Source organism: Bradyrhizobium dasycarpum (assembly GCF_042019905.1).
Taxonomy (GTDB): Bacteria; Pseudomonadota; Alphaproteobacteria; order Rhizobiales; family Xanthobacteraceae; genus Bradyrhizobium; species Bradyrhizobium japonicum_B.
This window is the reverse complement of record NZ_CP169574.1, coordinates 1,554,951-1,579,663: the sequence shown is the minus strand read 5'-3', so window position 1 is coordinate 1,579,663 and position 24,713 is coordinate 1,554,951. Positions and strand designations below refer to the sequence as shown.

At 66.7% G+C, this 24,713-nt stretch carries 15 protein-coding genes and 5 pseudogenes; 17 read left to right on the top strand and 3 right to left on the bottom strand.

Going from position 1 to position 24,713, the window contains the following annotated elements:
• The first annotated feature begins 69 nt into the window (after positions 1-69).
• From dnaE to fabZ, 14 genes and pseudogenes are all read left to right on the top strand, one after another.
• The gene (gene dnaE / locus ACETMP_RS07975) at positions 70-3,573 is read left to right on the top strand and encodes a DNA polymerase III subunit alpha (RefSeq protein WP_375160530.1); all 3,504 of its coding nucleotides are present in this window, start codon (positions 70-72) and stop codon (positions 3,571-3,573) included.
• Positions 3,574-3,687: 114 nt separating this feature from the next.
• On the top strand, positions 3,688-4,431 hold the full coding sequence (locus ACETMP_RS07970; protein ID WP_375160529.1) for a carbonic anhydrase: 744 nt from the start codon (positions 3,688-3,690) through the stop codon (positions 4,429-4,431).
• 278 nt (positions 4,432-4,709) lie between these two features.
• A pseudogene (locus tag ACETMP_RS07965) lies at positions 4,710-7,296 on the top strand (caspase domain-containing protein).
• 218 nt (positions 7,297-7,514) lie between these two features.
• Positions 7,515-8,510 carry a 30S ribosomal protein S2 gene (locus ACETMP_RS07960; RefSeq protein ID WP_028136108.1) on the top strand — a complete coding sequence of 332 codons (996 nt, stop codon included), beginning with the start codon at positions 7,515-7,517 and terminating at the stop codon, positions 8,508-8,510.
• Positions 8,511-8,642: 132 nt separating this feature from the next.
• Positions 8,643-9,567, top strand: a pseudogene (gene tsf, locus ACETMP_RS07955) (translation elongation factor Ts).
• A gap of 60 nt (positions 9,568-9,627) precedes the next feature.
• Complete coding sequence (pyrH, locus tag ACETMP_RS07950) at positions 9,628-10,344, top strand: UMP kinase (protein WP_375160528.1); 717 nt, start codon at positions 9,628-9,630, stop codon at positions 10,342-10,344.
• A 68-nt stretch (positions 10,345-10,412) separates the two neighbouring features.
• A complete protein-coding gene (gene frr, locus ACETMP_RS07945; protein WP_028136111.1) occupies positions 10,413-10,976 on the top strand; it encodes a ribosome recycling factor in 564 nt (187 codons plus the stop codon).
• A gap of 12 nt (positions 10,977-10,988) precedes the next feature.
• On the top strand, positions 10,989-11,747 hold the full coding sequence (locus tag ACETMP_RS07940; protein ID WP_375160527.1) for an isoprenyl transferase: 759 nt from the start codon (positions 10,989-10,991) through the stop codon (positions 11,745-11,747).
• A complete protein-coding gene (locus ACETMP_RS07935) occupies positions 11,744-12,586 on the top strand; it encodes a phosphatidate cytidylyltransferase (protein WP_375160526.1) in 843 nt (280 codons plus the stop codon). Before ACETMP_RS07940 ends, ACETMP_RS07935 begins: the two co-directional genes overlap by 4 nt.
• A 4-nt stretch (positions 12,587-12,590) precedes the next feature.
• A complete protein-coding gene (gene dxr / locus ACETMP_RS07930; protein ID WP_375160525.1) occupies positions 12,591-13,814 on the top strand; it encodes a 1-deoxy-D-xylulose-5-phosphate reductoisomerase in 1,224 nt (407 codons plus the stop codon).
• 43 nt (positions 13,815-13,857) lie between these two features.
• Positions 13,858-15,008 (top strand): annotated as a pseudogene (gene rseP, locus ACETMP_RS07925) (RIP metalloprotease RseP).
• 176 nt (positions 15,009-15,184) lie between these two features.
• Positions 15,185-17,706 (top strand): annotated as a pseudogene (gene bamA / locus ACETMP_RS07920) (outer membrane protein assembly factor BamA).
• A 125-nt stretch (positions 17,707-17,831) separates the two neighbouring features.
• Positions 17,832-18,899: a UDP-3-O-(3-hydroxymyristoyl)glucosamine N-acyltransferase gene (gene lpxD / locus ACETMP_RS07915; RefSeq protein WP_375160524.1), complete on the top strand. Its 1,068-nt coding sequence runs from the start codon at positions 17,832-17,834 to the stop codon at positions 18,897-18,899.
• On the top strand, positions 18,896-19,357 hold the full coding sequence (fabZ, locus tag ACETMP_RS07910; RefSeq protein ID WP_024341283.1) for a 3-hydroxyacyl-ACP dehydratase FabZ: 462 nt from the start codon (positions 18,896-18,898) through the stop codon (positions 19,355-19,357). Before lpxD ends, fabZ begins: the two co-directional genes overlap by 4 nt.
• A gap of 27 nt (positions 19,358-19,384) precedes the next feature.
• Here fabZ and ACETMP_RS07905 read toward each other — a convergent pair whose 3' ends face one another.
• Positions 19,385-19,708, bottom strand: a complete 324-nt coding sequence (locus ACETMP_RS07905) for a KTSC domain-containing protein (protein WP_375160523.1) — start codon at positions 19,706-19,708, stop codon at positions 19,385-19,387.
• Positions 19,709-19,883: 175 nt separating this feature from the next.
• On the opposite strand from ACETMP_RS07905, the gene lpxA reads away from it, so the two are divergent.
• The 3 genes and pseudogenes from lpxA to lpxB all read left to right on the top strand — a co-directional run bounded on the left by lpxA (position 19,884) and on the right by lpxB (position 22,728).
• The gene (gene lpxA, locus ACETMP_RS07900; protein WP_375160522.1) at positions 19,884-20,675 is read left to right on the top strand and encodes an acyl-ACP--UDP-N-acetylglucosamine O-acyltransferase; all 792 of its coding nucleotides are present in this window, start codon (positions 19,884-19,886) and stop codon (positions 20,673-20,675) included.
• Positions 20,676-20,694: 19 nt separating this feature from the next.
• The gene (locus ACETMP_RS07895) at positions 20,695-21,552 is read left to right on the top strand and encodes an LpxI family protein (RefSeq protein WP_375160521.1); all 858 of its coding nucleotides are present in this window, start codon (positions 20,695-20,697) and stop codon (positions 21,550-21,552) included.
• Positions 21,549-22,728: pseudogene (gene lpxB, locus ACETMP_RS07890) on the top strand (lipid-A-disaccharide synthase). Before ACETMP_RS07895 ends, lpxB begins: the two are co-directional and overlap by 4 nt.
• A 109-nt stretch (positions 22,729-22,837) precedes the next feature.
• Here lpxB and ACETMP_RS07885 read toward each other — a convergent pair.
• Both ACETMP_RS07885 and ACETMP_RS07880 read right to left on the bottom strand, forming a co-directional pair.
• Positions 22,838-23,605, bottom strand: coding sequence for an SDR family NAD(P)-dependent oxidoreductase (locus tag ACETMP_RS07885; RefSeq protein ID WP_375160520.1), 768 nt, complete (start codon positions 23,603-23,605; stop codon positions 22,838-22,840).
• Positions 23,602-24,711 (bottom strand): ABC transporter ATP-binding protein, encoded by a 1,110-nt coding sequence (locus tag ACETMP_RS07880; protein WP_375160519.1) that lies wholly within the window; start codon positions 24,709-24,711, stop codon positions 23,602-23,604. Before ACETMP_RS07880 ends, ACETMP_RS07885 begins: the two co-directional genes overlap by 4 nt.
• Between the last annotated feature and the right edge of the window lie 2 nt (positions 24,712-24,713).

Below are 24,713 nucleotides of genomic sequence, written 5' to 3'. Positions count from 1 at the left end.
TGCAGGTGCATGATGCCTTGAGGAGCCGGCGACCGCTCCATTCCATCTGCAAGAGGCCGTCACGCGACCATGCCGAGCGCCGGATTTGTCCACCTTCACGTTCACTCGGCCTATTCGCTGCTCAAGGGCTCGATCAAGATCGCCAAGCTCGCCGAGCTTGCCAAGAAGGACCACCAGCCGGCCCTGGCGCTGACCGACACCGACAACATGTTCGGCGCGCTGGAGTTCTCCGACAAGATGGCGAGCTCCGGCATCCAGCCGATCGTCGGCTGCGAGCTGGCGATCGATTTCGGCGATCAGGATCCGAATGCGCGCAACGCGATGGGGCCGTCGCGCGTGGTGCTGCTGGCCGCGCAGGAGCGCGGCTATCGCAGCCTGATGCGGCTGAACTCGCGCGCGTTCCTGGAGACGCCCGACACCCATGCCTCCCACATCAAGTTCGACTGGCTCGAGGGCGAGACGGAGGGCCTGATCGCGCTGACGGGCGGACCGGACGGGCCGATCTCGCTGGCGCTCGCCGGCGGTCATGCCGAGCTCGCGGCCTTGCGGTGCGAGCGTCTGGCCGGCCTGTTCGGCGATCGCCTCTACATCGAATTGCAGCGTCACAACACCGAGAAGGAGCGGCGCGTCGAAAGCGGCTTGATCGACATCGCCTACGCCAAGGGCCTGCCCCTGGTCGCGACCAACGAGCCTTATTTCGCGACGACCGACGATTACGAGGCGCATGACGCGCTGCTCTGCATCGCCGGCGGGCGGCTGATCGCCGAGACCGAGCGCGAGCAGCTCACGCCCGATCATCGCTTCAAGACGCGCGCCGAGATGGCGGTGCTGTTCGCCGACATTCCCGAGGCGCTGGCCTCGACGGTGGAGATCGCAGAGCGCTGCTGCTTCCGCCCGATGACGCGCAAGCCGATCCTGCCGCTCTTCACCGTCGGCGCCGCGCAGAGCTCGGACGCTGCCGCAGTCGAGGCGGCGGAATTGAAGCGCCAGGCCGAGGAGGGGCTCGCCAAGCGGCTCAGCGTCCACGGCCTGTCGCAAGGCACCAGCGAAGAGGACTACAACAAGCGCCTGGCGTTCGAGCTCGACGTCATCATGCGCATGAAGTACGCGGGCTACTTCCTGATCGTGTCCGACTTCATCAAATGGGCGAAGAGCCAAGGCATTCCGGTCGGGCCGGGCCGCGGCTCGGGCGCGGGCTCGCTGGTTGCCTGGGCGCTGACCATCACCGACCTCGATCCGATCAAGTTCGGCCTGCTGTTCGAGCGCTTCCTCAATCCCGAACGCGTCTCGATGCCGGACTTCGACATCGACTTCTGCCAGGACCGCCGTGGCGAGGTGATCAGGTACGTCCAGGATCGCTACGGCCGCGACCAGGTCGCGCAGATCATCACCTTCGGAACGCTGCAGGCGCGCGGCGTGCTGCGCGACGTCGGCCGCGTGCTGCAGATGCCCTATGGCCAGGTCGACAAGCTGACCAAGCTGGTGCCGCAGAATCCGGCCGCACCGGTGACCCTTGCGGCCGCGATCGAGAGCGAGCCGAAGCTCCAGGCGTTTCGCGACGAAGATCCGATCGTGGCGCGCGCCTTCGACATCGCCCAGCGCCTCGAAGGCCTGACGCGGCACGCCTCGACGCACGCCGCCGGCATCGTGATCGGCGATCGCCCGTTGAGCGAGCTCGTGCCGCTCTACCGCGATCCCAAATCCGACATGCCGGTGACCCAGTTCAACATGAAATGGGTGGAGCCGGCCGGCCTCGTCAAATTCGACTTCCTCGGCCTGAAGACGCTCACCGTCCTCGACGTCGCGGTGAAGCTGTTGAAGCCGCGTAACATCCATGTCGATCTCGCCACGCTGCCGATCGACGACGCCGAGAGCTACCAGATGCTGGCCCGCGGCGAGGTGGTCGGCGTGTTCCAGGTTGAAAGCCAGGGCATGCGGCGCGCGCTGGTCGACATGCGCCCGGACCGTTTCGAGGACATCATCGCGCTGGTGGCGTTGTATCGGCCGGGCCCGATGGCGAACATCCCGACCTATTGCGCGCGCAAGCACGGCGACGAGGAGCCGGAATATCTGCATCCCGTGCTGGAGCCGATCCTGAAGGAAACCTTCGGCGTCATCATCTACCAGGAACAGGTGATGCAGATCGCGCAGGTGATGTCGGGCTATTCGCTCGGCGACGCCGACCTGCTGCGCCGCGCCATGGGCAAGAAGATCCGCGCCGAGATGGACAAGCAGCGCGACATCTTCGTCGCCGGCGCGGTGAAGAACGGCGTGCCGAAGGGGCAGGCCGAGACCATCTTCGAGCTGCTGGCGAAGTTCGCCGATTACGGCTTCAACAAGAGCCATGCGGCAGCCTACGCGCTGGTATCCTACCACACCGCCTACATGAAGGCGCATTACCCGGTGGAGTTCATCGCGGCGTCGATGACGCTCGATCTCAACAACACCGACAAGCTCTCAGAATTCCGCTCCGAGGCGCAGCGCCTCGGCATCAAGGTCGAGCCGCCGAACATCAACCGTTCCGGCGCGACCTTCGAGGTCGGCGACAAGACCATCTACTACGCGCTCGCAGCGCTCAAGGGCGTCGGCATCCAGGCGATCGAGCAGATCATCGAGGAGCGCACCAAGCGCGGATTGTTCACCTCGCTCGCCGACTTCGCCGCGCGGGTCAATCCGCGCGCGATCAACAAGCGCATCATCGAAAGTCTCGCCGCCGCCGGCGCCTTCGACACGCTGGAGCCGAACCGCGCCCGGGTCTTCGCCGGTGCGGACTCGATCCTGGCCGCCTGCCAGCGCGCGCACCAGGCCGAGACCATCGGCCAGAACGACATGTTCGGGATGTCGGCGGATGCGCCGACCATCATGCTGCCCCAGATCGAGCCCTGGCTGCCGGCCGAAAAGCTCCGCCGCGAATACGACGCCGTCGGCTTCTTCCTGTCGGGCCATCCGCTCGACGATTACGCCACCGTGCTGAAGCGGTTGCGGGTGCAGAGCTGGGCGGAATTCTCGCGCGCGGTGAAGACCGGCGCCACCGCCGGCAAGGTCGCCGCCACCGTGGTCTCGCGCATGGAGCGGCGCACCAAGACCGGCAACAAGATGGGCATCATGGGGCTGTCCGATCCCACAGGCCATTTCGAGGCGGTGCTGTTCTCCGAAGGCCTCGCGCAATATCGCGACGTGCTGGAGCCGGGCGCCGCCGTGCTGCTGCAACTGGGCGCCGAACTGCAGGGCGAGGACGTCCGCGCCCGCGTGCTGCATGCCGAGCCGCTCGACGATGCCGCCGCCAAGACGCAGAAGGGCCTGCGCATCTTCGTGCGCGACACCAAGCCGCTGGATTCGATCGCCAAGCGTCTGGCCGGCCCCGACATGGCGGCTTCGAACGGCGCTGCGCCGAAGGTCGGCAGTCCGGGCATCGCGCCGCGCGGAAACGGCGACGGCGAGGTCTCGCTGGTGATGATGCTCGACCTCGAGACCGAGGTCGAGATGAAGCTGCCCGGTCGCTTCAAGGTCTCGCCGCAGATCGCCGGCGCGATCAAGGCGGTCGCGGGCGTGGTCGACGTGCAGCAGATCTGACGCTGCCTGCGGCGCCGCAAACCAAAGCTTAACTATCAAGCTCATGCATGGTTTCGAAGCCTGCCGGGCACAGCTATCAGTTGTTTCCCGGCGCGCAACCAAGGAAGAACAACCATGTGTGACAAATGCTCTGAAAATCCGCATCAATCGCTCGCTCCCTCCCGGCGCTCGATGATGCTCTTCGCCGCTTCCGCGCTCGGGGCCGCTGCGTTCGGCGGGGTGGCGTCGGCCAAGGAGGCGAAGGCGCCGCCCAAACCCCAGAACGTGCTGTCGCCCGATGCGGCGCTGAAGCGGCTGATGGAGGGCAATTCGCGCTACGTATCGGGCGTGTCGCGCCGTCACGATTTCAAGCATGAGCGCGAGGCTCTGGTCGGCGGTCAAAATCCCTACGCGGCCGTTCTGAGCTGCGCCGATTCGCGCATCGCGCCCGAATATGCCTTCGACAGCGGACGCGGCGATCTGTTCGTGTGCCGCGTCGCCGGAAATTTTGCCGGCGACGAGACGGTCGCGAGCATGGAATACACCGTCGCCGTGCTCGGTACGCCGCTGATCCTGGTGCTCGGCCACGACAATTGCGGCGCCGTCGACGCCACGATCAAGTCGCTGAAGGACGACAAGCCGCTGCCCGGGCACATCCCGACGCTGGTCTCCGCGATCGCGCCGGCGGTGAAGACGGCGGCCCAGCAGAGCGGGAATGCGCTCGACAACGCCATCCGCCAGAACGTCGTCGACAACGTCGCCAAGCTGAAATCGGCCGCGCCGATCCTCAATGCAGCGGTCGAGCAGGGCAAGCTCAAGGTGGTCGGCGGCATCTATCGGCTGAGCACCGGGGCCGTCGAGTTGCTGGCCCAGGGCTGAGCGCATCGGATGCCAGATGGTCGCGCCTCTATCCGTTAGAGGCCGGCTGTCAGCCGTTCGGCCGGCTCTATGTCCGTCTGTTCGCATGTTGGGGACTTGAACGAGCCTCGCGCGCTTTCCAGGCTGCGCCTCGTTGCCGTAGGCTGCTCCGGAGCTGACGCACGCGGCGGCATGGCCACGCCACCGCCTCAATCCCAGCTTTTCGTTCAAGCGCCGTTCAGCCGGCCGCGCGCCTGATGCGTGGTGGCACCTCAACAAGAATAACGGGCAGGCGAGCCATGCGTGGGACGTTCAGAGCCTTCATTTGCCTTCTCCTGCCGATCGTGGCCTTGGCTGTCGGCACGCCGGACGCGGCCCGCGCGCAGCAGCCGGAAAAGCGCATCGCGCTCGTGGTCGGCAACGGCGCCTATGCCAAGTCGCCGCTGGCGACCACCGCGAACGATGCCGGCCTGATCGCGCAGACGCTGCAGGCGGCCGGCTTCGACGTCGTCGGAGCGCGCGATCTCGACGGCGACACGCTGCGCAAGAGCCTTCGCGACTTCATCCAGAAGGCCCAGGCCTCCGGGCCGGGAACCGTCGCGATGATCTATCTTGCCGGCTATGGCGTGCAGCTTGCCGGCGAGAACTATTTCATCCCCGTCGATTCCAACATCGCCCGCGACACCGACATTCCGACCGAAGCCCTGCGCATCAGCGATTATGCGCGTCAGCTTGCTGCCATTCCGCTCAAGGCCAACATCGTCGTGCTCGACGCGGCCCGTGCGCAGCCCTTCATCGAGGGCGGTCAGCCGATCGCGGGCGGTCTGGCGCTGGTCGAGCCCGATGCGAACATGCTGATCGCGTTCAACGCGGCGCCGGGCACGGTGGCGCCGGAGGAGCCGGGGCCGTACGGCATCTATGCGCAGTCGCTGGCCGAGATGATCCGCACCGGCGGCCTGCCGCTGGCGGAGGTGTTCGACCGCGTGCGCCTGCGCGTCAACGAGGCCAGCAAGGGCGCGCAGGTGCCCTGGCACGAGCAGAAGATCTCGGCGCCATTCTCGTTCTTCGAGCGCGGGCCCGACGCGCCGCCGCCGGAGGCCGCACCCGACCAGGTCGCCGCGATCCGCAACAAGCCGATCCGCGATCTCGGCGTGCAGGACGCCTATGCCGCCGCGCTCGCGCGCGACACGCTGGCGGCCTATGAGGAATTTCTCGCCGTCTATCCGGGCGATCCGCTCGCAAAGCGCGTCATGGCGATCGTGGCGGCACGCCGCGAGGCGATCACCTGGAGGCGGACCTATCGCGCCGATACGCCGGACGCCTATTGGTCGTATCTGCGCCGCTATCCGCGCGGGCCGCATGCGGGCGATGCCCGGCGCAGGCTCGCGATCCTGACCGCGCCGCTCGAGGCCGCCGCCGACTTTCACGATGCTGGACTACGACGTGCCGCCACCGCCGCCGGAGGAGGTGATCTATGTCGACCGTCCGGTGCTGTATTTCAGCGATCCCGATTTCGGCTTCGCGCCGCCACCGCCGCCGCCGGTCTATTATCTGCCGCCGCCGCCGCCGGATTTCGTCGTGCTGCCGCCGCCGCTGCCGGTGATCGGCCTGTTCGTGCTGCCGCAGCCGGTGTTCGTGCCGATCCCGGTGTTCGTCCGGCCGCCGGTCTATGTCGCGCCGCCGCCGAACAACATCATCTACCAGAACATCCATAATACGACGGTGATCAACACGGTGATCAATCGCCCGCCGGCAGCTGCGCCGGCTGCGGGGCCGGGGCCTGGTCCGGCCAATCTGGCACCCGCGGTTGCCGGCCGTGCCAATCCGGCGGGCCCGGCCGTGCCGCAGGCGGTCGCACAGCGTGCCGCGCTGATCCAGCAGGGCAAGGCACCGATGCCGCCGAGCGCGACGATCCAGCCAGTGGCGAGGCCAGGTATCCCGGCACCTGCTCCGGCCAATGTCGCTCCCGCCACGACAATGCAGCCTCCGGCCGGGGCCAAGCTGCCGCAGGCCAATACCTTGCCGGCGCCGGGGGCTCCAGGCGCTCCGCCGACAGGACCGGCGGTTGCGCCCGGCGCTGCCGCGCCGAACGCCGCACCAAGTCCGACCGCGACGGCCCCTGCCGGCAACGCCGCGGCGACGCCGCAGCCACCCGCATCAGCCAAGCTGCCGCAGGCGACCAAGCTGCCGCAGGCAAACACGCTGCCGCAGGCGAACACGCTGCCGGTCCCCGGGACTCCTGGCGGACCGCCGCCGGCAGGTGCAGGGCGTGCGCCCGGCGCTGCCGCGCCGCCCGGCAAACCCGTTGCAACCACCACGCCGCCCGCCGGCAACATCCCGCCCGCGCCGCCGACCGCGACGGCGCCCAACCAGCCGCCGTCCGGGACTGACCGGCGGGGCAGGCCGATCGGTCCCCAGCCAGGCGCATTGCCGCCTCCGAGCACGGCCGCCGGCCGGCCGGCGATCCCGGGCGCGGTCAGACCGGCGGCGCCTCCGCCGCCACCGGTGGCAGCGCGGGAGCCGTCGAGAGTTCCAGATCGCCGGCCCGGTCCGCCGCCGCCGGCCGCCAAGCCCGTCGCGCCGCCACCGCCTCCGCAGGCTCTGGCGAGACCGACGCCGCCACCGCCGCGGGTCGCACCGCCTCCGCCGCCCCGGGCTGCGCCACCGCCCGTGGCCGTGGCACGGCCGGCCCCACCGCCGCCAATGGTGCGGCCGGCGCCACCTCCGCCTCCGGTTGCACGGCCCGCGCCGCCGCCACCGCCTGTTGCGCGGTCGGCACCGCCGCCAATGGCCGCTGCGCCACCGCGTGCGGCGCCGCCTCCGCCTCCGCCGCGGCCCGCCGGGCCTCCACCAAAGCCTTGCCCGCCCGGCCAGCCGAGGTGCTAGCCGGTCGAGGCGGGCGCCGGAATCGGCAGCAGCGTGACGACCGCAGCTTTCGGGCGGCCGCGACGGCCGCCTTATTTCCTTGCTTCTGGCCGAAATGGCGCTATATAGCGCGCCATCTCACACGGAAACATGGCTCACAAGGCCGTCCGGTGGCAGCCGGGGCGAACGCTCCGTTTTGCTCACACGTTTCCGGAGGAACCAACCGGAGAATCAGAACAATGGCACTACCCGATTTCACTATGCGTCAGCTGCTCGAAGCTGGCGTGCACTTTGGTCACCAGTCGCACCGCTGGAATCCGAAAATGGCTCCGTTCATTTTCGGTACCCGCAACAACATCCACATCGTCGATCTCGCCCAGACCGTGCCGATGCTGCACCAGGCCCTTCAGGCCGTCAGCGACACGGTTGCCAAGGGCGGCCGCATTCTGTTCGTCGGCACCAAGCGCCAGGCGCAGGACGGCGTCGCGGACGCGGCCAAGCGCTGCGCGCAGTATTTCGTCAATTCGCGCTGGCTCGGCGGCACGCTGACCAACTGGAAGACGATCTCGGCCTCGATCAAGCGCCTGCGTCACCTCGACGACGTGCTGGCCGGCGGCGATGCCAGCTCCTACACCAAGAAGGAGCGCCTGACGCTTCAGCGCGAGCGCGACAAGCTCGACCGCTCGCTCGGCGGCATCAAGGACATGGGCGGCCTGCCCGACCTGATCTTCGTGATCGACACCAACAAGGAAGACATCGCGATCCAGGAGGCCCAGCGCCTCAACATCCCGGTCGCCGCGATCGTCGACACCAATTCGGACCCGAAGGGCATCACCTATGTGGTGCCGGGCAATGACGATGCCGGCCGCGCCATCTCGCTGTATTGCGATCTCATCGCGCGTGCGGCGATCGACGGCATCTCGCGTGCCCAGGGTGATTCGGGCATCGACGTCGGTGCCTCGGCCCAGCCGGTCGCCGAGGAGCTGCCGGCGGCGTCGTCGAGCGGCTTCCAGGGCCTTGCAGGTCCGCGCGGCACCGCCGACGACCTCAAGAAGCTCCCGGGCGTGTCGGGGACGATCGAGAAGAAGTTCAACGACCTCGGCATCTTCCACTACTGGCAGCTGGCCGAGCTCGACCACGACACCGCGCACACGATCGGCGAAGAAGTCGGTCTGCCGAGCCGTGCGGATGCGTGGGTGGCCAAGGCCAAGGCGCTGACCGCGGAAGCGGAATAGTCGAGAGAACGATGGGCTGGCCGGATGAAATCCGGCCACCATTTCAGTTGACGCGAATTCCTGAGATGGACCGCGGCGGGGCGCCTCCAAGCCACGCCGCGGCGAACCGGCAGGCACAAAGGATTTTCAACGATGGCAACGATCACAGCTGCGATGGTCAAGGACCTGCGCGAGTCGACCGGCGCAGGCATGATGGACTGCAAGGCCGCGCTGACCGAAAACGACGGCAACATGGAAGCGGCGCAGGATTGGCTGCGCAAGAAGGGCCTGTCCAAGGCCGCCAAGAAGTCGGGCCGCGTCGCCGCCGAAGGTCTGATCGGCGCGCTCACCAAGGGCACCAAGGGTGTCGTGGTCGAGGTCAATTCCGAGACCGACTTCGTCGCGCGCAACGGTCAGTTCCAGGGCCTGGTCAAGATGATTGCCCAGGTCGCATTCGACGCCGGCGCCGATGTCGAGAAGATCAAGGCCGCCAAGGTCGGTGACGTCACGGTCGAAGCCGCCATCAATGACGCGATCGCCACCATCGGCGAGAACATGACGCTGCGCCGCGCGGCTGCGCCTCGAGGTGAGCCAGGGCGTCGTGGCGCATTACGTCCACGGTGCCGTCGTCGACGGCGCCGGCAAGATGGGCGTGATCGTGGCGCTGGAATCGCCGGGCAAGGCCGACGAGCTCGCAGCGCTCGGGCGCCAGATCGCGATGCATGTCGCCGCCGCCAACCCGCTCGCGCTCGATCCGTCCGGCCTCGATCCGGCGGTCGTCAAGCGCGAGAAGGATGTGCTCGCCGACAAATATCGCCAGCAGGGCAAGCCCGAGAACGTGATCGAGAAGATCGTCGAGTCCGGCCTGAAGACCTATTACAAGGAAGTCTGCCTGCTCGAGCAGGCCTTCATCCACGACACCGGCAAGTCGGTGGCGCAGGCGGTGAAGGAAGCCGAGGGCAAGGTCGGCGGGCCTGTGAAGATCGCGGGCTTTGTGCGCTATGCTCTCGGTGAGGGAATCGAGAAGCAGGAAAGCGACTTCGCGGCCGAGGTCGCCGCGGCCAGCGGCAAGAAGTAAGCGCCGGAACGTTCCTTCCGGCGTGCCGCCGGAAGCGGCGCCCGGACAAGGAAAGTGCTCATGACTGATCCGGTCTATCGTCGCGTCGTGATCAAGCTGTCCGGCGAATATCTCGCGGGACAGCAGGGCTTTGGCATCGACCAGCCGACCGTCGACCGGGTCGCGGACGATCTGATCGCCGCCCGCAAGCTCGGCACCGAGGTTGCGGTGGTGATCGGCGGCGGCAATATCGTGCGCGGCGTCGAGGTCTCCGCCCGCGGCGTGTCGCGCCCGACCGGCGATACCATGGGCATGCTTGCCACCATGATGAATTGCCTCGCGCTGGAAGCGGCGATCGAGCGCAAGGGCACGCCGGCGCGGACGCTGTCGGCGTTCGTCATGCCCGAGATTTCCGAGCTGTTCACCCGCACTGCGGCGCACAAATATCTCGCCGAAGGACGCATCGTGCTGCTCGGCGGCGGAACCGGCAATCCGTTCTTCACCACCGATACGACCGCGGTGCTGCGTGCCGCGGAGATCGGCGCCCAGGCGGTGCTGAAGGCGACCAATGTCGACGGCGTCTACTCGGCCGATCCGAAGAAGGATCCCGCCGCCACGCGGTTTGACCGGCTGACCCATTCGCAGGCGATCGAGGGCGGCTACAAGGTGATGGATGCGACCGCCTTCGCGCTTGCCCGCGAGACGTCGCTGCCTATCATCGTATTCTCGATCGCGGAGCCGGGGTCGATCGGCGCGATTCTGCGCGGCGTCGGCCACGGGACCATCGTCGCCGGCTGAAGGCTCATCCGGCGCGCCCGAAAGGGAAGGCGCGGGAGCGGTCGCCGGGATTTTGAAGGAGAAACGTGATGCCCACGGGTAATTTCGACCTCAACGAAGTGAAGCGCCGCATGCAGGGCGCCGTCGCCTCGCTCAAGCACGAGCTCGGCGGCTTGCGGACGGGCCGCGCCTCCGCCTCGATGCTCGATCCGGTGCAGGTCGACGCCTATGGCGGTCACATGCCGCTGAACCAGCTCGCCACCGTCAGCGTGCCGGAGCCGCGCCTGATCTCGGTGCAGGTCTGGGACAAGTCGATGGTCAAGGCGGTGGAGAAGGCGATCGTGGATTCCAATCTCGGCCTGTCGCCCGCGACCGAAGGCCAGGTGCTGCGCCTGCGCATCCCCGAGCTGAACGAGGAGCGGCGCAAGGAGCTGGTGAAGGTCGCGCACAAATATGCTGAAGCCGCCAAGGTCGCCGCGCGCCACGTCCGCCGCGACGGCCTCGACGTCCTCAAGAAGCTCGAGAAGAATCACGAGATGTCGGAGGACGACCAGAAGCGTCACGCCGACGAGGTGCAGAAGGCGACCGACGGCACGATCGCCGAGATCGACCAATTGCTGGCCGCCAAGGAAAAAGAAATCCTCACCGTTTAAGGCATCGCCTTCATGTCCAACGCCGCCGCGCCCGCAACGGAAGGACCTGACAGGTCCGAGGCGCCTGCGCATGTCGCCATCATCATGGATGGCAACGGGCGTTGGGCGGCCGCGCGCGGCCTGCCGCGTGCGGAGGGGCATCGCCGCGGCGTCGAGGCGCTGCGCCGCGTCGTGCGGGCCTCGCACGAGCTCGGCATCCGCTATCTCACCATCTTCTCGTTCTCGTCGGAGAACTGGTCGCGCCCGGCGAGCGAGATCGGCGATCTCTTCGGCCTGCTGCGCCGCTTCATCCGCAACGACCTGGCGAGCCTGCATCGCGACGGCGTCAAGGTCCGCATCATCGGCGAGCGCGAGGGGCTCGAGAGCGACATCTGCGCGCTGCTCAACGAGGCCGAGGAGCTGACACGCGACAATTCCCGCCTGACGCTCGTCGTCGCCTTCAACTACGGCTCGCGGCAGGAGATCGCCAAGGCGGCGCAAAAGCTCGCCCGCGAGGCCGCGGAAGGAAAGCGCGACCCTGCCACGATCGATGCCGAGACGCTCGGGGCGCATCTCGATGCGCCCGACATTCCGGATCCCGATCTCATCATCCGCACCAGCGGCGAGCAGCGCCTGTCGAATTTCCTGATGTGGCAGGCCGCCTATAGCGAGCTCGTGTTCGTGCCGATCCACTGGCCCGACTTCGACAAGGCGGCGCTCGAGGGCGCGATCGCCGAATTCGCCAGGCGCGAGCGCCGTTTTGGCGGCCTGGTCGCGAAAACCGCCTCGTGAGCGAACACGATTCCGCACCGGTGGGCGCCAAGCCCGCCCCGAGCAATCTGGTGATGCGGATCCTCGCAGCGCTGGTGCTGGCGCCGCTCGCCATTGCGATCGCTTATGCCGGCGGCTGGCTCTGGGCGCTGCTCGTGACCCTGGTCTCGATCGGGCTGTTCGCGGAATGGCTGACGGTGGTCGGCGCAGGCTCGGCCGCGCTCACCGGGGCAGGGACGGTCGTCATCGCCATGATGGGCGCCGCCGTCGCTTTTGGGGGGCTCAAGACCTCGGTCGTCGTCGGCCTCGTCGGCGGCGCGATCGTGACGCTGATCGCGCGCGGCAAGTTCGTCTGGGCCGCGACCGGTTTTGCCTACGCTGCTGCGGCGTTGCTGGCCTCAATCCTGCTGCGCAAGGACCTCGTCAACGGCTTTTCCGCGCTGATGTTCGTGCTGCTCGTGGTGTGGGCGACCGATATCGGCGGCTATTTCGCCGGCCGCAGCATCGGCGGGCCGAAGCTCTGGCCGCGCGTGAGCCCGAAGAAGACCTGGTCCGGCGCGCTTGGCGGCTTCGTGGCGAGCCTTGCGGTGGCCGGAGGTTTTGCCGCTTGCGGCATCGGCAAGGCGGTTCCGCTCCTCCTGGTCAGCGCCGTCCTGTCGGTGGTGTCGCAGCTCGGCGATCTCTTCGGATCCGCCGTGAAGCGGCGCTTCGGAGTCAAGGATTCCAGTCACTTAATTCCCGGCCATGGCGGGCTAATGGACCGCCTGGACGGCTTTGTCGCCGCCATCCTGGCGGCATGGATTATCGGCTTTCTCCGCCATGGTGTGCATAGCGCCGGAAGCGGTCTTATGGTTTGGTGAGGATATGAGCGCGGTCCCATTGCGAAACAACAAGGCTGCGGCGTCATCCGTCCGCAGCGTCACGGTTCTCGGCGCCACCGGCTCGATCGGCGACAGCACGATGGATCTGCTGCGGGCTTCGCCCGAGCGCTACCGTGTCGAAGCGTTGACGGCGAACGGCAATGTCGCGGCGCTGGCGAAGCTGGCGAAGGAATTTTCCGCGCGTTATGTCGCGATCGCCGACACCTCCAAATTCGCCGAGCTCAAGGCCGCACTGGCGGGAACGAGCACGGAATGCGGGGCCGGCGAAAGCGCGGTGATCGAAGCCGGCGCACGTCCGGCCGATTGGGTGATGGCGGCCGTGAGCGGCGCCGCCGGATTGAAGCCGGCACTGGCCGCGGTCGATCGCGGCGCGCATGTGGCGCTGGCCAACAAGGAATGCCTGGTCTGCGCCGGTGATTTCTTCATGCAGCGTGCCGCCAAGGCTGGCGCATGCATCCTGCCGGCCGATTCAGAGCACAATGCGCTGTTCCAGGCGCTGAGCTCCGGCAATCGCGACGAGCTGGTCCGCGTCATCATCACGGCCTCGGGCGGCCCGTTCCGCACCTGGAAACCCGCGGACATCGAGCAGGCGACCCTCGCGCAGGCCCTGAAGCATCCGAACTGGAGCATGGGCCAGAAGATCACGATCGATTCCGCCTCGATGATGAACAAGGGCCTCGAGGTGATCGAGGCGTCCTATCTGTTCGCGCTCGCGCCCGAGGAGATCGACGTTCTCGTTCATCCGCAGTCGATCATCCACGGCATGGTCGAGTTTTCCGACTGCTCGGTGGTGGCCCAGCTCGGCGCGCCCGACATGCGCACCCCGATCGCGCATTGCCTCGGCTGGCCCGACCGGATCAAGGGGCCGGCGGCCAAGCTGGACCTCGCCAAGATCGGCCAGCTGACCTTCGAGGCGCCCGATTTCGAGCGCTTCCCCGGCCTGCGCCTGGCGTTCGATTCGCTCAGGACCGGGAAGGGGGCGACCACGGTCTACAACGCGGCCAACGAGGTCGCGGTCGCCGCGTTCATTGCCGGCAAGATTCGGTTCGGCGCGATCGCCCGGCTGGTGGAAGCGACGCTGGACGACTGGATCCGCAGCGGGAACCAGGCACCGCTGACGTCCGCGGACGATGCAATCTCTGTTGACCATGTTGCGCGAAATAGAGCTGCCGCCCTATTGCCTCAAATTGCCTTAAAGGCATCCTAGTTGGTTCGGACCAACGCCTTGCGGCGCTGGAAGAGGGAATTCGATGATCGATTTTTTCACCCATAGTTTCAATACGTTGAGCCATGGGGTCTTGGGCTACGCGATTCCTTCCTGTTCGTCCTGACGATCGTCGTGTTCTTCCACGAGCTCGGCCACTTCCTGGTCGCGCGCTGGGCAGGCGTGCGGGTGCTGACCTTCTCGCTCGGTTTCGGACCCGAGCTGATCGGCTTCAACGACCGCCATGGCACCCGCTGGAAGGTTTCGGCGATCCCGCTCGGCGGCTACGTCAAGTTCTTCGGCGACGAGAGCGAGGCCTCGACCCCGTCCACGCAGACGCTTGCATCCATGACGGCCGAGGAGCGCTCCGGCAGCTTCCATCACAAGAAGGTCGGCCCTCGCGCCGCCATCGTCGCGGCCGGCCCGATCGCCAATTTCATCCTGGGTGCGCTGATCTTCGCCGGCATGGCGCTGTATTACGGCAAGCCGAGCACGATCGCGCGCGTCGACGGCGTCGTTGCCGACGGCGCTGCGGCTGCGGCAGGCTTCAAGGTCGGGGACGTGGTCGTCCAGATCGACGGCAAGCCGATCGAGAGCTTTGCCGACATGCAGCGAATCGTTGCGATGAACGCGGGTTCGGCGCTTGCCTTCCAGGTGAAGCGGGACGGCACCATCGTCTCGCTGACGGCTACCCCGGCGCTGCTCGAGCGCAAGGATCCGTTCGGCAACAGCCATCGTCTCGGCGTGCTCGGCATCGAGCACAAGGCACAGGCCGGCGAGGCCTCGACCGCGCCGGTGGGCATCGGCGAGGCACTCAAGATCGGGGTCGAGCAGGTCTGGTTCATCATCACCAGCACCTTCAAGTTCCTGGGCTCGCTGTTCGTGGGGCAAGGCAATCCCAACGAGGTCAGCGGCGTCCTGGGAATCGCGAAGATGTCGGGGCAGGCGGCCAGCGCCGGGTTCCAGTTCGTGATCAACCTGTGCGCGGTGCTGTCGGTGTCGATCGGCCTGCTGAACCTGTTCCCGATCCCGCTGCTCGACGGCGGCCACCTTATGTTCTACGCGGCGGAAGTGCTCCGCGGCCGGCCGCTGTCCGAGCGGACCCAGGAGATGGGGTTCCGAATCGGGCTCGGCTTGGTGCTTATGCTGATGGTGTTTGCGACCTACAACGACATCCTGCGGATGGCGGCATCTTGATGGAGGCTTTTTTTGTGGCGTTGCTGTTGAGCAACGTCTTGGAATGAAATTGAAATCACGACGCTTTCGGCCGTTTGCGGCGTCGGCGAAATTGGCTACAAGCGGCCTCGACTTGGGGAATCTCCGGACCGGCGTTGGGGTGGGTCTGGCACGGAATGATAAGGGCGCGTTGCGCGATGAAGTTTGGACTGCGACTCCGGGGGGCTTGCTCGCAACCCTGATCATGTTCGGCGCGCCGGTGGTTGCCCCGGTCGGGGCTGTTTTTGTGTCTTCGTCTGCGCTCGCTCAGACCGTTCAGTCGATTTCCGTCCAGGAAATCGCCGCGTCGAGGTGGAGACGATCCGCTCCTATTTCAAGCCGGGTCCGGGCGGTCGCCTGGATCAAGGCGCCATTGACGACGGCCTCAAGGCGCTGATCGAGACCGGCCTGTTCCAGGACGTCAGGATCAACCGCGGTCCTGGCGGCCAGCTCGTCGTTTCGGTGGTCGAAAACCCGGTGATCGGCCGGATCGCCTTTGAGGGCAACAAGAAGATCAAGGACGAGCAGCTCACCATTGAGGTGCAGTCCAAGGCGCGCGGCACCTTCTCCCGCGCCATGGTGCAGTCCGACACGCTGCAGAATCGCGGAGATCTATCGCCGGTCCGGCCGCTACGACGTCCGCGTCACGCCCGAGATCATCGAGCAGCCGAACAACCGCGTCGATCTCATCTTCACGGTCGAGGAGGGCGTCAAGACCGGCGTCAAGTCGATCGAGTTCGTCGGCAACAACGCGTTCTCGTCCTACCGCCTCCGGGACGTCATCAAGACGCGCGAAACGAACCTGCTGAGCTTCCTCGGCAGCGGCGACGTCTACGATCCCGACCGCGTCGAAGCCGACCGCGACCTGATCCGCCGCTTCTATCTCAAGAACGGCTACGCCGACGTCCAGGTGGTGGCTGCGCTCACCGAATACGATCCCGAGAAGAAGGGCTTCAACGTCACCTTCAAGATCGAGGAAGGCGCTCAATATCGCGTCGGCGCGGTCGACTTCCGCTCCAGCATCCCGAATTTCGATCCATCGTCGATGCGCGGCTATTCGCGCGTCCATGCCGGCTCGCTCTACAACGTCGAATCGGTCGAAAAGTCGGTCGAGGAGATGCAGATCGAGGCCTCGCGCCGCGGTTACGCCTTCGCCGTGGTCCGTCCCGGCGGCGACCGCAACTTCGAGGCGCACACCGTCTCCGTCGTGTTCAACATCGACGAGGGTCCGCGCACCTATATCGAGCGCATCAACCTGCGCGGCAACACGCGGACGCGCGACTACGTCATCCGCCGCGAGTTCGACATCTCCGAGGGCGATGCCTATAACCGCGCCCTGGTCGACCGTGCCGAGCGGCGCCTGAAGAACCTCGATTACTTCAAGAGCGTGAAGATCACGACCGAGCCGGGCTCGTCGAGCGATCGCGTGATCCTGATCGTCGACATGGAAGAGAAATCGACCGGCGACTTCTCGATCTCGGGCGGTTACTCCACCACCGACGGCGCTTTGGCCGAAGTCTCGGTCTCCGAGCGCAATCTGCTCGGCCGCGGCCTGTTCGCCAAGGCGGCGGTGACCTACGGCCAGTACGCACGCGGCTACTCGCTGTCGTTCGTCGAACCCTATCTGCTCGACTACCGCGTCGCGCTCGGCCTCGACCTCTATCAGCGTCAGCAGCTCGCCAACAACTACATCTCCTACGGCACCAAGACGCTCGGCTTCTCGCCGCGCCTCGGCTTCTCGTTGCGTGAAGATCTGTCGCTGCAGCTGCGCTACTCGATCTATCAGCAGGAAATCACGCTGCCGAGCTACCTGGCGAATTGTAACAACAACCCGGCCAGCGCGGCGTTCAATCCAAGCCCGGCTTACGCGGCCGCCAACGGCATCGACCTGAGCTCGACCAATGGCCTCGGTTGCTACAACGATGGCGAGGCCTCGCTGCCGGTGCGCAGGGAGCTTGCCAACGGCAAGACCCTGACCTCGGCGCTGGGCTACACGCTCACCTACAACACGCTGGACAACAACAAGAACCCCACCGACGGTCTGCTTATCGACTTCCGGCAGGATTTCGCCGGCGTCGGCGGCGACGTGTCCTATCTGAAGACCACGGCGGACGGAAAGTACTATGCCCCGCTGGTGTCCGACATCGTTGGTCTCGTCCGTCTCCAGGGCGGTATTCTGACCAAGATGAACGACGATCTGCGGATGCTCGACCATTTCCAGATGGGTCCGAACCTGGTCCGCGGCTTTGCTCCCAACGGCATCGGCCCGCGTGACTTGAACCCGTTCGGTTCGCGGGACGCGCTCGGCGGCACCCAGTATTGGGGTGCTTCGCTCGAACTGCAGATGCCGTTCTGGTTCCTGCCGAAGGAAGTGGGTCTGAAGGGCGCGGTCTATGCCGATGCCGGCGGCCTCTACGACTATAAGGGACCGACGAGCTGGACCACGACCAACGAAGTCAATGCGCCGGGCTGCATCCCGTCGAGCATCAACCCGTCAACGACGGGGACCTGTACCGGCCTCGTCTACGACGACAGCAAGGTGGTCCGCTCGTCGGTTGGTGTCGGCCTGATCTGGCAGTCGCCGTTCGGTCCGCTGCGCTTCGACTACGCCGTGCCGCTCAGCAAGGGCAAGTACGACCGTACGCAGGAATTCCGGTTCGGCGGCGGCACCACGTTCTAGTTCGATCAGCACGGCACGATCCGGATCAATGGAGCCGGTTTCCGAAGGGGATCGTGCCATTCCAAGAGATGGGGCATGATGCGGCCTGACCGCTTCATGCCGAAGCCGGACCGCGACGGGGTGGAATGGCGCAGCCGATCTTCTTCACAAAGCCGCCTGCCTCAGCGCTGGCCGACATTGCTACGCTGGCCAAGGCCGAGCTGGTCGATCCCGGCAGGGGCGGCCACGTCATCACCGGCCTTGCTTCGCTCGACGAAGCGGGCCCGATGCATCTGGCGTTCTTCGATAACCTCAAATATGCCGACGAGCTGAAGGCGACCAAGGCCGGTGCTTGCCTGGTCAGCCCGCGCTTCGAGGCCCAGGTGCCCGCCCATGTGGCCGTGCTGCGGGTGGCGCAGCCGTTCCGGGCCTTCGTCAGGATCGCGCGGGAATGGCACGGGGACGCGCTGAGGCCGCAATCCTGGGTCGGCAATGACGGTATCGCACCGTCGGCGATCATCGATCCCTCGGCCCGGCTCGAGGACGGCGTGATCGTCGATCCCCTGGCGGTGATCGGCCCGGATGTGGAGATCGGCAGCGGCACGGTGGTCGGCGTCGGGGCGGTGATCGGTCCCGGGGTCAAGATCGGCCGGGACTGCAACGTCGGGGCCCGGACCGCGATCCAGTGCGCCCTGATCGGCAACAACGTGCTGATCCATCCCGGCTGCTCGATCGGCCAGGACGGCTACGGCTTCATCTTCTTCGGCCCCGAGGGCCATCTCAAGGTGCCGCAGACCGGCCGGGTCCTGATCCAGAACGATGTCGAGGTCGGCGCCGGGACCACGATCGACCGTGGCAGCTTGCGTGACACCGTGATCGGCGAGGGGACCAAAATCGACAATCAGGTCCAGATCGGCCACAATGTGACCATTGGCCGGCACTGTCTGCTGGCGGCCCAGATCGGCCTCGCCGGCAGCCTGACCATCGGCGACAACGTGGCGCTCGGAGCAAAGGTTGGCATCAACAACCACCTCAAGATCGGAGATGGAGCCCAGGTCACCGCGATGAGCGGCGTCAAGGACGACATCCCGCCGGGCGGACGCTGGGGTGGCTTCTTTGCCAAGCCGACCAAGCAATGGTTCAAGGAGATCATCGCGGTGGAGCGCCTGGTGCGCGACAGCAAGGCCGATGCGAAGGACGAGGGACGGGAATGACGGCGGAATCACCTGTGAAGTTCGAGCTGGTGGATATCAATGCCATCCTCCAGACCCTGCCGCACCGCTTTCCGATGCTGCTGATCGATCGCGTGATCAACATCCGCGCCGATTACAGCGGTATCGGCATCAAGAACGTCACCTTCAACGAGCCGGCCTTCCAGGGGCATTTCCCGGAGCGCCCGGTCTATCCCGGCGTCATGATGATCGAGGCGATGGCGCAGACGGCAGGCGTGATCGGCATCAAGTCTGTCGAAGGCACCGAGAAGCCGCGCGCGGTCTATTTTCTCACCATCGACAAGTGCAAGTTCCGCAAGCCTGTGCTGCCCGGTGACACCATCGAGTATCACATGCGCTCGCTCGGCCGCCGCAAGGCCATGTGGTGGTTTCACGGCGATGCCAAGGTCAACGGCCAGGTGGTGGCGGAGGCCGATGTCGGCGCCATGCTGACAGACTGAGCGGCGCCGGGGCCAGCGGGACGGGACTCAGGCGCTGCAATCGTAGCGGCCGCCGGCGGCCTCGCGCCGGATGTGCCGGTTGAAGAACTGGCCCATGGACGGCGCGCCGAGCAGGCGGTCGACCGTCTCGGCGGCGACGCCGCAATAGCGCGCATAGGAGCCGCCGGTCGCGACGACGAGGTCATGCCGCGCGCGGTCGTAGCAGACACGCTGGAGCACGGTGCTGCGATTGATGTCGCGGCATTCGAATGTCGCGAGGTCGACCGGTCGGCGATCGCCGGTCTCGACCGTCTCGGACACGATCGGCGCGGTCGCGAGCTGTGCGAGCAGAAGTGCCAAGGTCCTGACCACGAGTGTTGAAGCTCCGCATGAACTCCGGGGCGGACCGGGACGGCCGCCTCATCCGATACTTGAAACACGACGAGATGATACGTCACTGGACAGATCGGGCATAGACGCGGTAACCACCGGAAAACTGAATGACTTCAACACCTAATCAGAGCTTCCTGACGAGTAAGATTGCTTGATGAGCAAGATTGATCCCACCGCACGGATCGCGGACGGCGCCGTGATCGGCGCGGGCACCGAGATCGGGCCCTATTGCATCATCGGCCCGAATGTCGTGATCGGCGCGAACTGCAAGCTGATCGGGCACGTGCATGTCACGGCGCAGACGACCATCGGCGACGATTGCACCATCTATCCCTTTGCCTCGCTCGGCACCCCGCCGCAATCGCTCAGCTACCGCGGCGAGCTGACGAAGCTCAAGATCGGATCGGGCTGCACCATCCGGGAATCCGTGACCATGAACGCCGGTACCGTCGCCGGCGGCGGCATCACCACGGTCGGCGATCGCGGCTACTTCATGAATTGCAGCCACGTCGGCCATGACTGCCATGTCGGCAATGACGTGATCTTCGCGACGTCGGCCACGCTCGGCGGGCATTGCGAGATCGGCGACTTCGTCTTCATCGGCGGCCTGTCCGCCGTGCACCAGTTTACCCGCATCGGCCCCCAGGTCATGGTCGGCGGCGTCTGTGGCGTGCGCGACGACATCATCCCGTTCGGCCTCGTCAACGGCCAATATGCGGTGCTGGAAGGCCTCAACCTGATCGGCATGAAGCGCCGCAAGTTCACCAAGCAGCGGCTGGCGACGGTGCGGGGCTTCTACCAGAAACTCTTCCACGGCCCCGGTACCTTCGCCGAGCGGTTGGAGGCATCCCGGCCGCTCGCGGGCGAGGATCCGGCGATCGCCGAGATCCTCGACTTCATCGGCAAGGGCAAACGCCCGCTCTGCCTTCCCGCCATCGCGAAGTGACCTTGGCATGGCCCCGGGCATGACATCGGCGGCTTCGCAAGTTTCATCGCCGGTCGGCATCGTCGCCGGCGGCGGCGCCATGCCGTTCGCGGTCGCCGACTCGCTCGCCGCCCGCGGCATCACGCCGGTGCTGTTTCCGCTTCGCGGCGCCTGCGATCCGGCCCGGGTGGAGAAATTCCGTCACCGCTGGATCTCGGTCGGCCAGCTCGGCCGTGCGATGCGGCTGTTTCGCGAGGAGGGCTGCCGCGACCTGATCTTCATCGGCACCCTGGTGCGCCCCTCGCTCGCGGAGATCCGGTTCGACGTCAAGACGCTGCGCCTGCTCGGCAACGTCATCCGCGCCTTTCGCGGCGGCGACGATCATCTCCTGTCCGGCGTCGGCCGCCTCCTCGAGCAGGACGGCTTTCGCATGGTCGGCATCAAGGACGTCGCCCCGGATCTCCTGCTGCCGGAAGGCTGCATCAGCCGCGCCTGGCCGAACGACAACAGCAAGGCCGACATCGAGCGGGGCCGTGCGGTGCTGACCGCGCTCGGCCCGTTCGACATCGGCCAGGCGGTGGTGGTGATCGACGGCCATGTGGTGGCGGTCGAGGACATCGAGGGCACCGACGCGCTGCTCGCGCGCGTGGCGCGGCTGCGCGAGGAGGGACGCATTCGCGCGGCCGCCGGCCGCGGCGTGCTGGTGAAGGCGCCGAAGAGCGGCCAGGACCTGCGCTTCGACCTGCCAACGATCGGCCCGCGCACGCTCGAAGGTGTGGCCGCCGCAGGGCTCGCCGGCATCGCCGTCATCGCCGGCAACACCATCGCGGCCGAGCCGCAGGCGATGATCGCGCTGGCCAACGCCAAATATCTCTTCGTCATCGGCCTGCCGGCGTGATGCAGTCGCGCGATCCCAAGCGCCGGATCTGCCTGATCGCCACCGAGGAATCCGGCGACCGGCTCGGCAGCGCCTTGATGAAGGTGCTGCGCCAGCGTCTCGGCGACGGCGTCGAATTCGTCGGCGTCGGCGGCCGCACCATGGCGCGCGAGGGGCTCGAGTCGCTGTTTCCGATCGAGGAGCTGTCGATCGTCGGTTTCGCCGCGGTGGTGCAGCAATTGCCGAAGATCCTGCGATTGATCCGCAACACCGCGGAAGCCGTGCTGGAAGCCGCGCCGGACGCGCTCGTTATCATCGACAGCCCCGATTTCACCCATCGCGTTGCCCGCCGCGTGCGCGCGAAGAATTCCGCGATTCCGATCGTCGACTACGTCTCGCCGCAGCTCTGGGCGTGGCGGCCGGGACGGGCGCGCACCATGCTCAGCTATGTCGACCATGTGCTCGGCCTGTTGCCGTTCGAGCCGGAGGAATACCGCAAGCTCGGCGGACCGCCATGCAGCTATGTCGGCCATCCCCTGATCGAGCAATTGTCCTCGCTGCGGCCGAACGCGGAGGAGCAGGCGCGCCGAAGCAGCGAGCCGCCGGTGCTGCTGGTGCTGCCCGGCAGCCGCCGCAGCGAGGTCAGGCATCATCTCGGCGTGTTCGGCGCAACGCTCGGCCGCTTGCAGGCGGAAGGCTGTGCCTTCGAGCTGATGCTGCCGACCATGCCGCATCTGGAAGCCACCATCCGCGAGGGCATCGCGAGCTGGCCGGTCAAGCCGAGCATCGTGATCGGCGAGAACGAGAAGCGCGCCGCCTTCCGCATCGCGCATGCGGCGCTGGCCAAATCCGGCACGGTGACGTTGGAGCTCGCGTTGTCGGGTATTCCGATGGTGACAGCCTATCGTGTCGGCGCGATCGAGGCCTTCATCCTGCGCCGTGCCATCCGCGTCTCCTCGGTGATCCTCGCCAATCTCGTGATCGGCGAGGATGTCATTCCGGAGGTATCTGCAGGAGGACTGCACGCCGGAGAAGCTGGCACCGGCGCTTCATGACGTGCTGACGGAGTCCCCCTTGCGGCGGCGGCAGGTCGAGGCGTTTGCGCGGCTCGACCAGATCATGTCGACCGGCAACAAATCGCCGAGCGTGCTCGCCGCCGACATCGTGCTCGAGACGATGCGCAAGGGCAGTCGGTGAGCGACGGTCTCATAGGGTGGGCAAAGCGCAGCGTGCCCACGCATCTCTGCGATCGAGAGAGATCGTGGGCACGGCGCGCGAAGGGCGCGCCTTTGCCCACCCTACGAGATCACGCAAGGCCTGCATCGACCCGAAAACATTGGCCGGTGATGCGCTGGCTGTCGTCGGAGGCGAGGAACAGCGCCATGTTGGCGATGTCCTCGGGCGTGACCGCATCCGGAACGGCCTGGCGCGAGCGCATCTCGGCGATGACCTTCTCGTCCGGATACCACAGCCGGCGCTGCCGCTCGGTCACGACCATGCCGGGCGCGATCGCGTTGACGCGGATGCGGTCGGGGCCGACCGAGCGGGCCAGCGAGTTGGTGAAGCCGACGATCGCCGCCTTGGCCCCGGCGTAGACCGGCAGCGCCGGCGCACCGCGCATCCAGGCGATCGAGGACATGTTGATGATCGAGCCGCCGCCGCGTGCCTGCATCTGCGGCACCACCGCTTGCGCGGCAAAGAAGACGTGCTTGAAATTGACGCCGATCATCCAGTCGAACTCGGCGGGCGTCACCTCGGCCAGCACCTGGCGCTGGTCGTTGGCGGCGTTGTTGACGAGCACCGCGGCGTCGCCGAAGGATCGCCGGACCTCGGCCATGGCGGCGCGCAAGGCCTCGATGTCCAGGAGATCGCAGGGCACGAACAGCGGCGCGGTGCCGCATGCGGCCGCGACTTCGGCGGCCAGCGCCTTGCCGGCTGCTGCATCGATATCGAGGAACGCGACCCGGGCGCGCTGGGCGGCGAAGGCCCGCACGAAGGCGGCACCGATGCCGCTGGCACCGCCGGTGATCAGCACCACGCGGTCCGCGAGGCCGGCATAGCTCGTCTTGGTCATACGATCAGTCGCTCCGTCTTGGGGTCGAACAGGCAAATGCGGCGGGTGTCGAGCGCGAAAGAGGCGGACGCGCCCGGCACGGGCCGGATATCGGGGGAGATGCGCGCCATCGCCGGCTCGCCGCCGAGCCGCAGCGACACCATCGTCTCGGCACCGGTCGGCTCGACCATGTCCACCGGCGCCTCGACGAGGACGGGCGCATCGTTCGAGAACGTGCGGCTGCCCTCGGCGATGCATTCCGGCCTGATGCCGAACACCACGTCGCGTCCGACAAAGGAAGCTGCGCTGTCATAGCCGCTCAGGCGCAGGCGGATCTCGTCCGGCCGTCCCGCGCCAATCACGACCACCATCCCGTCATTTTCGGCTTCGAGCCGCGCCGGCAGCGTGTTCATCGGGGGCGAGCCCATGAAGCGCGCGACGAACAGGTTGGCCGGATAGCGGTACACGGTATCGGGATCGGCGAATTGCTGCACGCAGCCCTGATGCATCACGGCGATCCGCGTCGCCATCGTCATCGCCTCGATCTGGTCGTGGGTGACGTAGACGATGGTTGCGCCGATGCGCTGGTGCAGGCGCTTGATCTCCATCCGCATCTCGACGCGCAGCTTGGCGTCGAGATTGGAGAGCGGCTCGTCGAACAGGAAGAGCAGGGGATCCCGGACCAGCGCACGCCCCATCGCGACGCGCTGGCGCTGGCCGCCGGAGAGCTGCGACGGCTTGCGGCCGAGCAGCGTCTCGATCTGAAGCAGCTTTGCGACATTGGCGACCGCCGCGTCCTGCTCGGCCTTGGGCACGTGACGGCATTCCATCCCGAAGGTGATGTTCTGCCGCACCGTCATCGACGGGTAGAGCGCGTAGGACTGAAACACCATGGCGATGTCGCGGTCCTTCGGCGCGACGTCGTTGACGACGCGTCCGCCGATCTCGATCGTCCCCGCGCTCGGGCGGTCGAGCCCGGCGACGATGTTGAGCAGCGTGGACTTGCCGCAGCCGGACGGTCCGACCAGCACGGTGAATTCGCCGCTCTCGATGTCGAGCGCAATGTCCTTCAGCACCTCCAGATTGGCGTAGCGCTTGGACAGGGCGCGAATGCTCAGTGCTGCCATGA

Bases quoted from the DNA above. Each gene is read 5' to 3' on its own strand.
- dnaE (WP_375160530.1), top strand. From the start codon at position 70: ATGCCGAGCGCCGGATTTGTCCACCTTCACGTTCACTCGGCCTATTCG.
- ACETMP_RS07970 (WP_375160529.1), top strand. From the start codon at position 3,688: ATGTGTGACAAATGCTCTGAAAATCCGCATCAATCGCTCGCTCCCTCC.
- ACETMP_RS07960 (WP_028136108.1), top strand. From the start codon at position 7,515: ATGGCACTACCCGATTTCACTATGCGTCAGCTGCTCGAAGCTGGCGTG.
- pyrH (WP_375160528.1), top strand. From the start codon at position 9,628: ATGACTGATCCGGTCTATCGTCGCGTCGTGATCAAGCTGTCCGGCGAA.
- frr (WP_028136111.1), top strand. From the start codon at position 10,413: ATGCCCACGGGTAATTTCGACCTCAACGAAGTGAAGCGCCGCATGCAG.
- ACETMP_RS07940 (WP_375160527.1), top strand. From the start codon at position 10,989: ATGTCCAACGCCGCCGCGCCCGCAACGGAAGGACCTGACAGGTCCGAG.
- dxr (WP_375160525.1), top strand. From the start codon at position 12,591: ATGAGCGCGGTCCCATTGCGAAACAACAAGGCTGCGGCGTCATCCGTC.
- lpxD (WP_375160524.1), top strand. From the start codon at position 17,832: ATGGCGCAGCCGATCTTCTTCACAAAGCCGCCTGCCTCAGCGCTGGCC.
- fabZ (WP_024341283.1), top strand. From the start codon at position 18,896: ATGACGGCGGAATCACCTGTGAAGTTCGAGCTGGTGGATATCAATGCC.
- lpxA (WP_375160522.1), top strand. From the start codon at position 19,884: ATGAGCAAGATTGATCCCACCGCACGGATCGCGGACGGCGCCGTGATC.
- ACETMP_RS07895 (WP_375160521.1), top strand. From the start codon at position 20,695: ATGACATCGGCGGCTTCGCAAGTTTCATCGCCGGTCGGCATCGTCGCC.
- ACETMP_RS07885 (WP_375160520.1), bottom strand. From the start codon at position 23,605: ATGACCAAGACGAGCTATGCCGGCCTCGCGGACCGCGTGGTGCTGATC.
- ACETMP_RS07880 (WP_375160519.1), bottom strand. From the start codon at position 24,711: ATGGCAGCACTGAGCATTCGCGCCCTGTCCAAGCGCTACGCCAATCTG.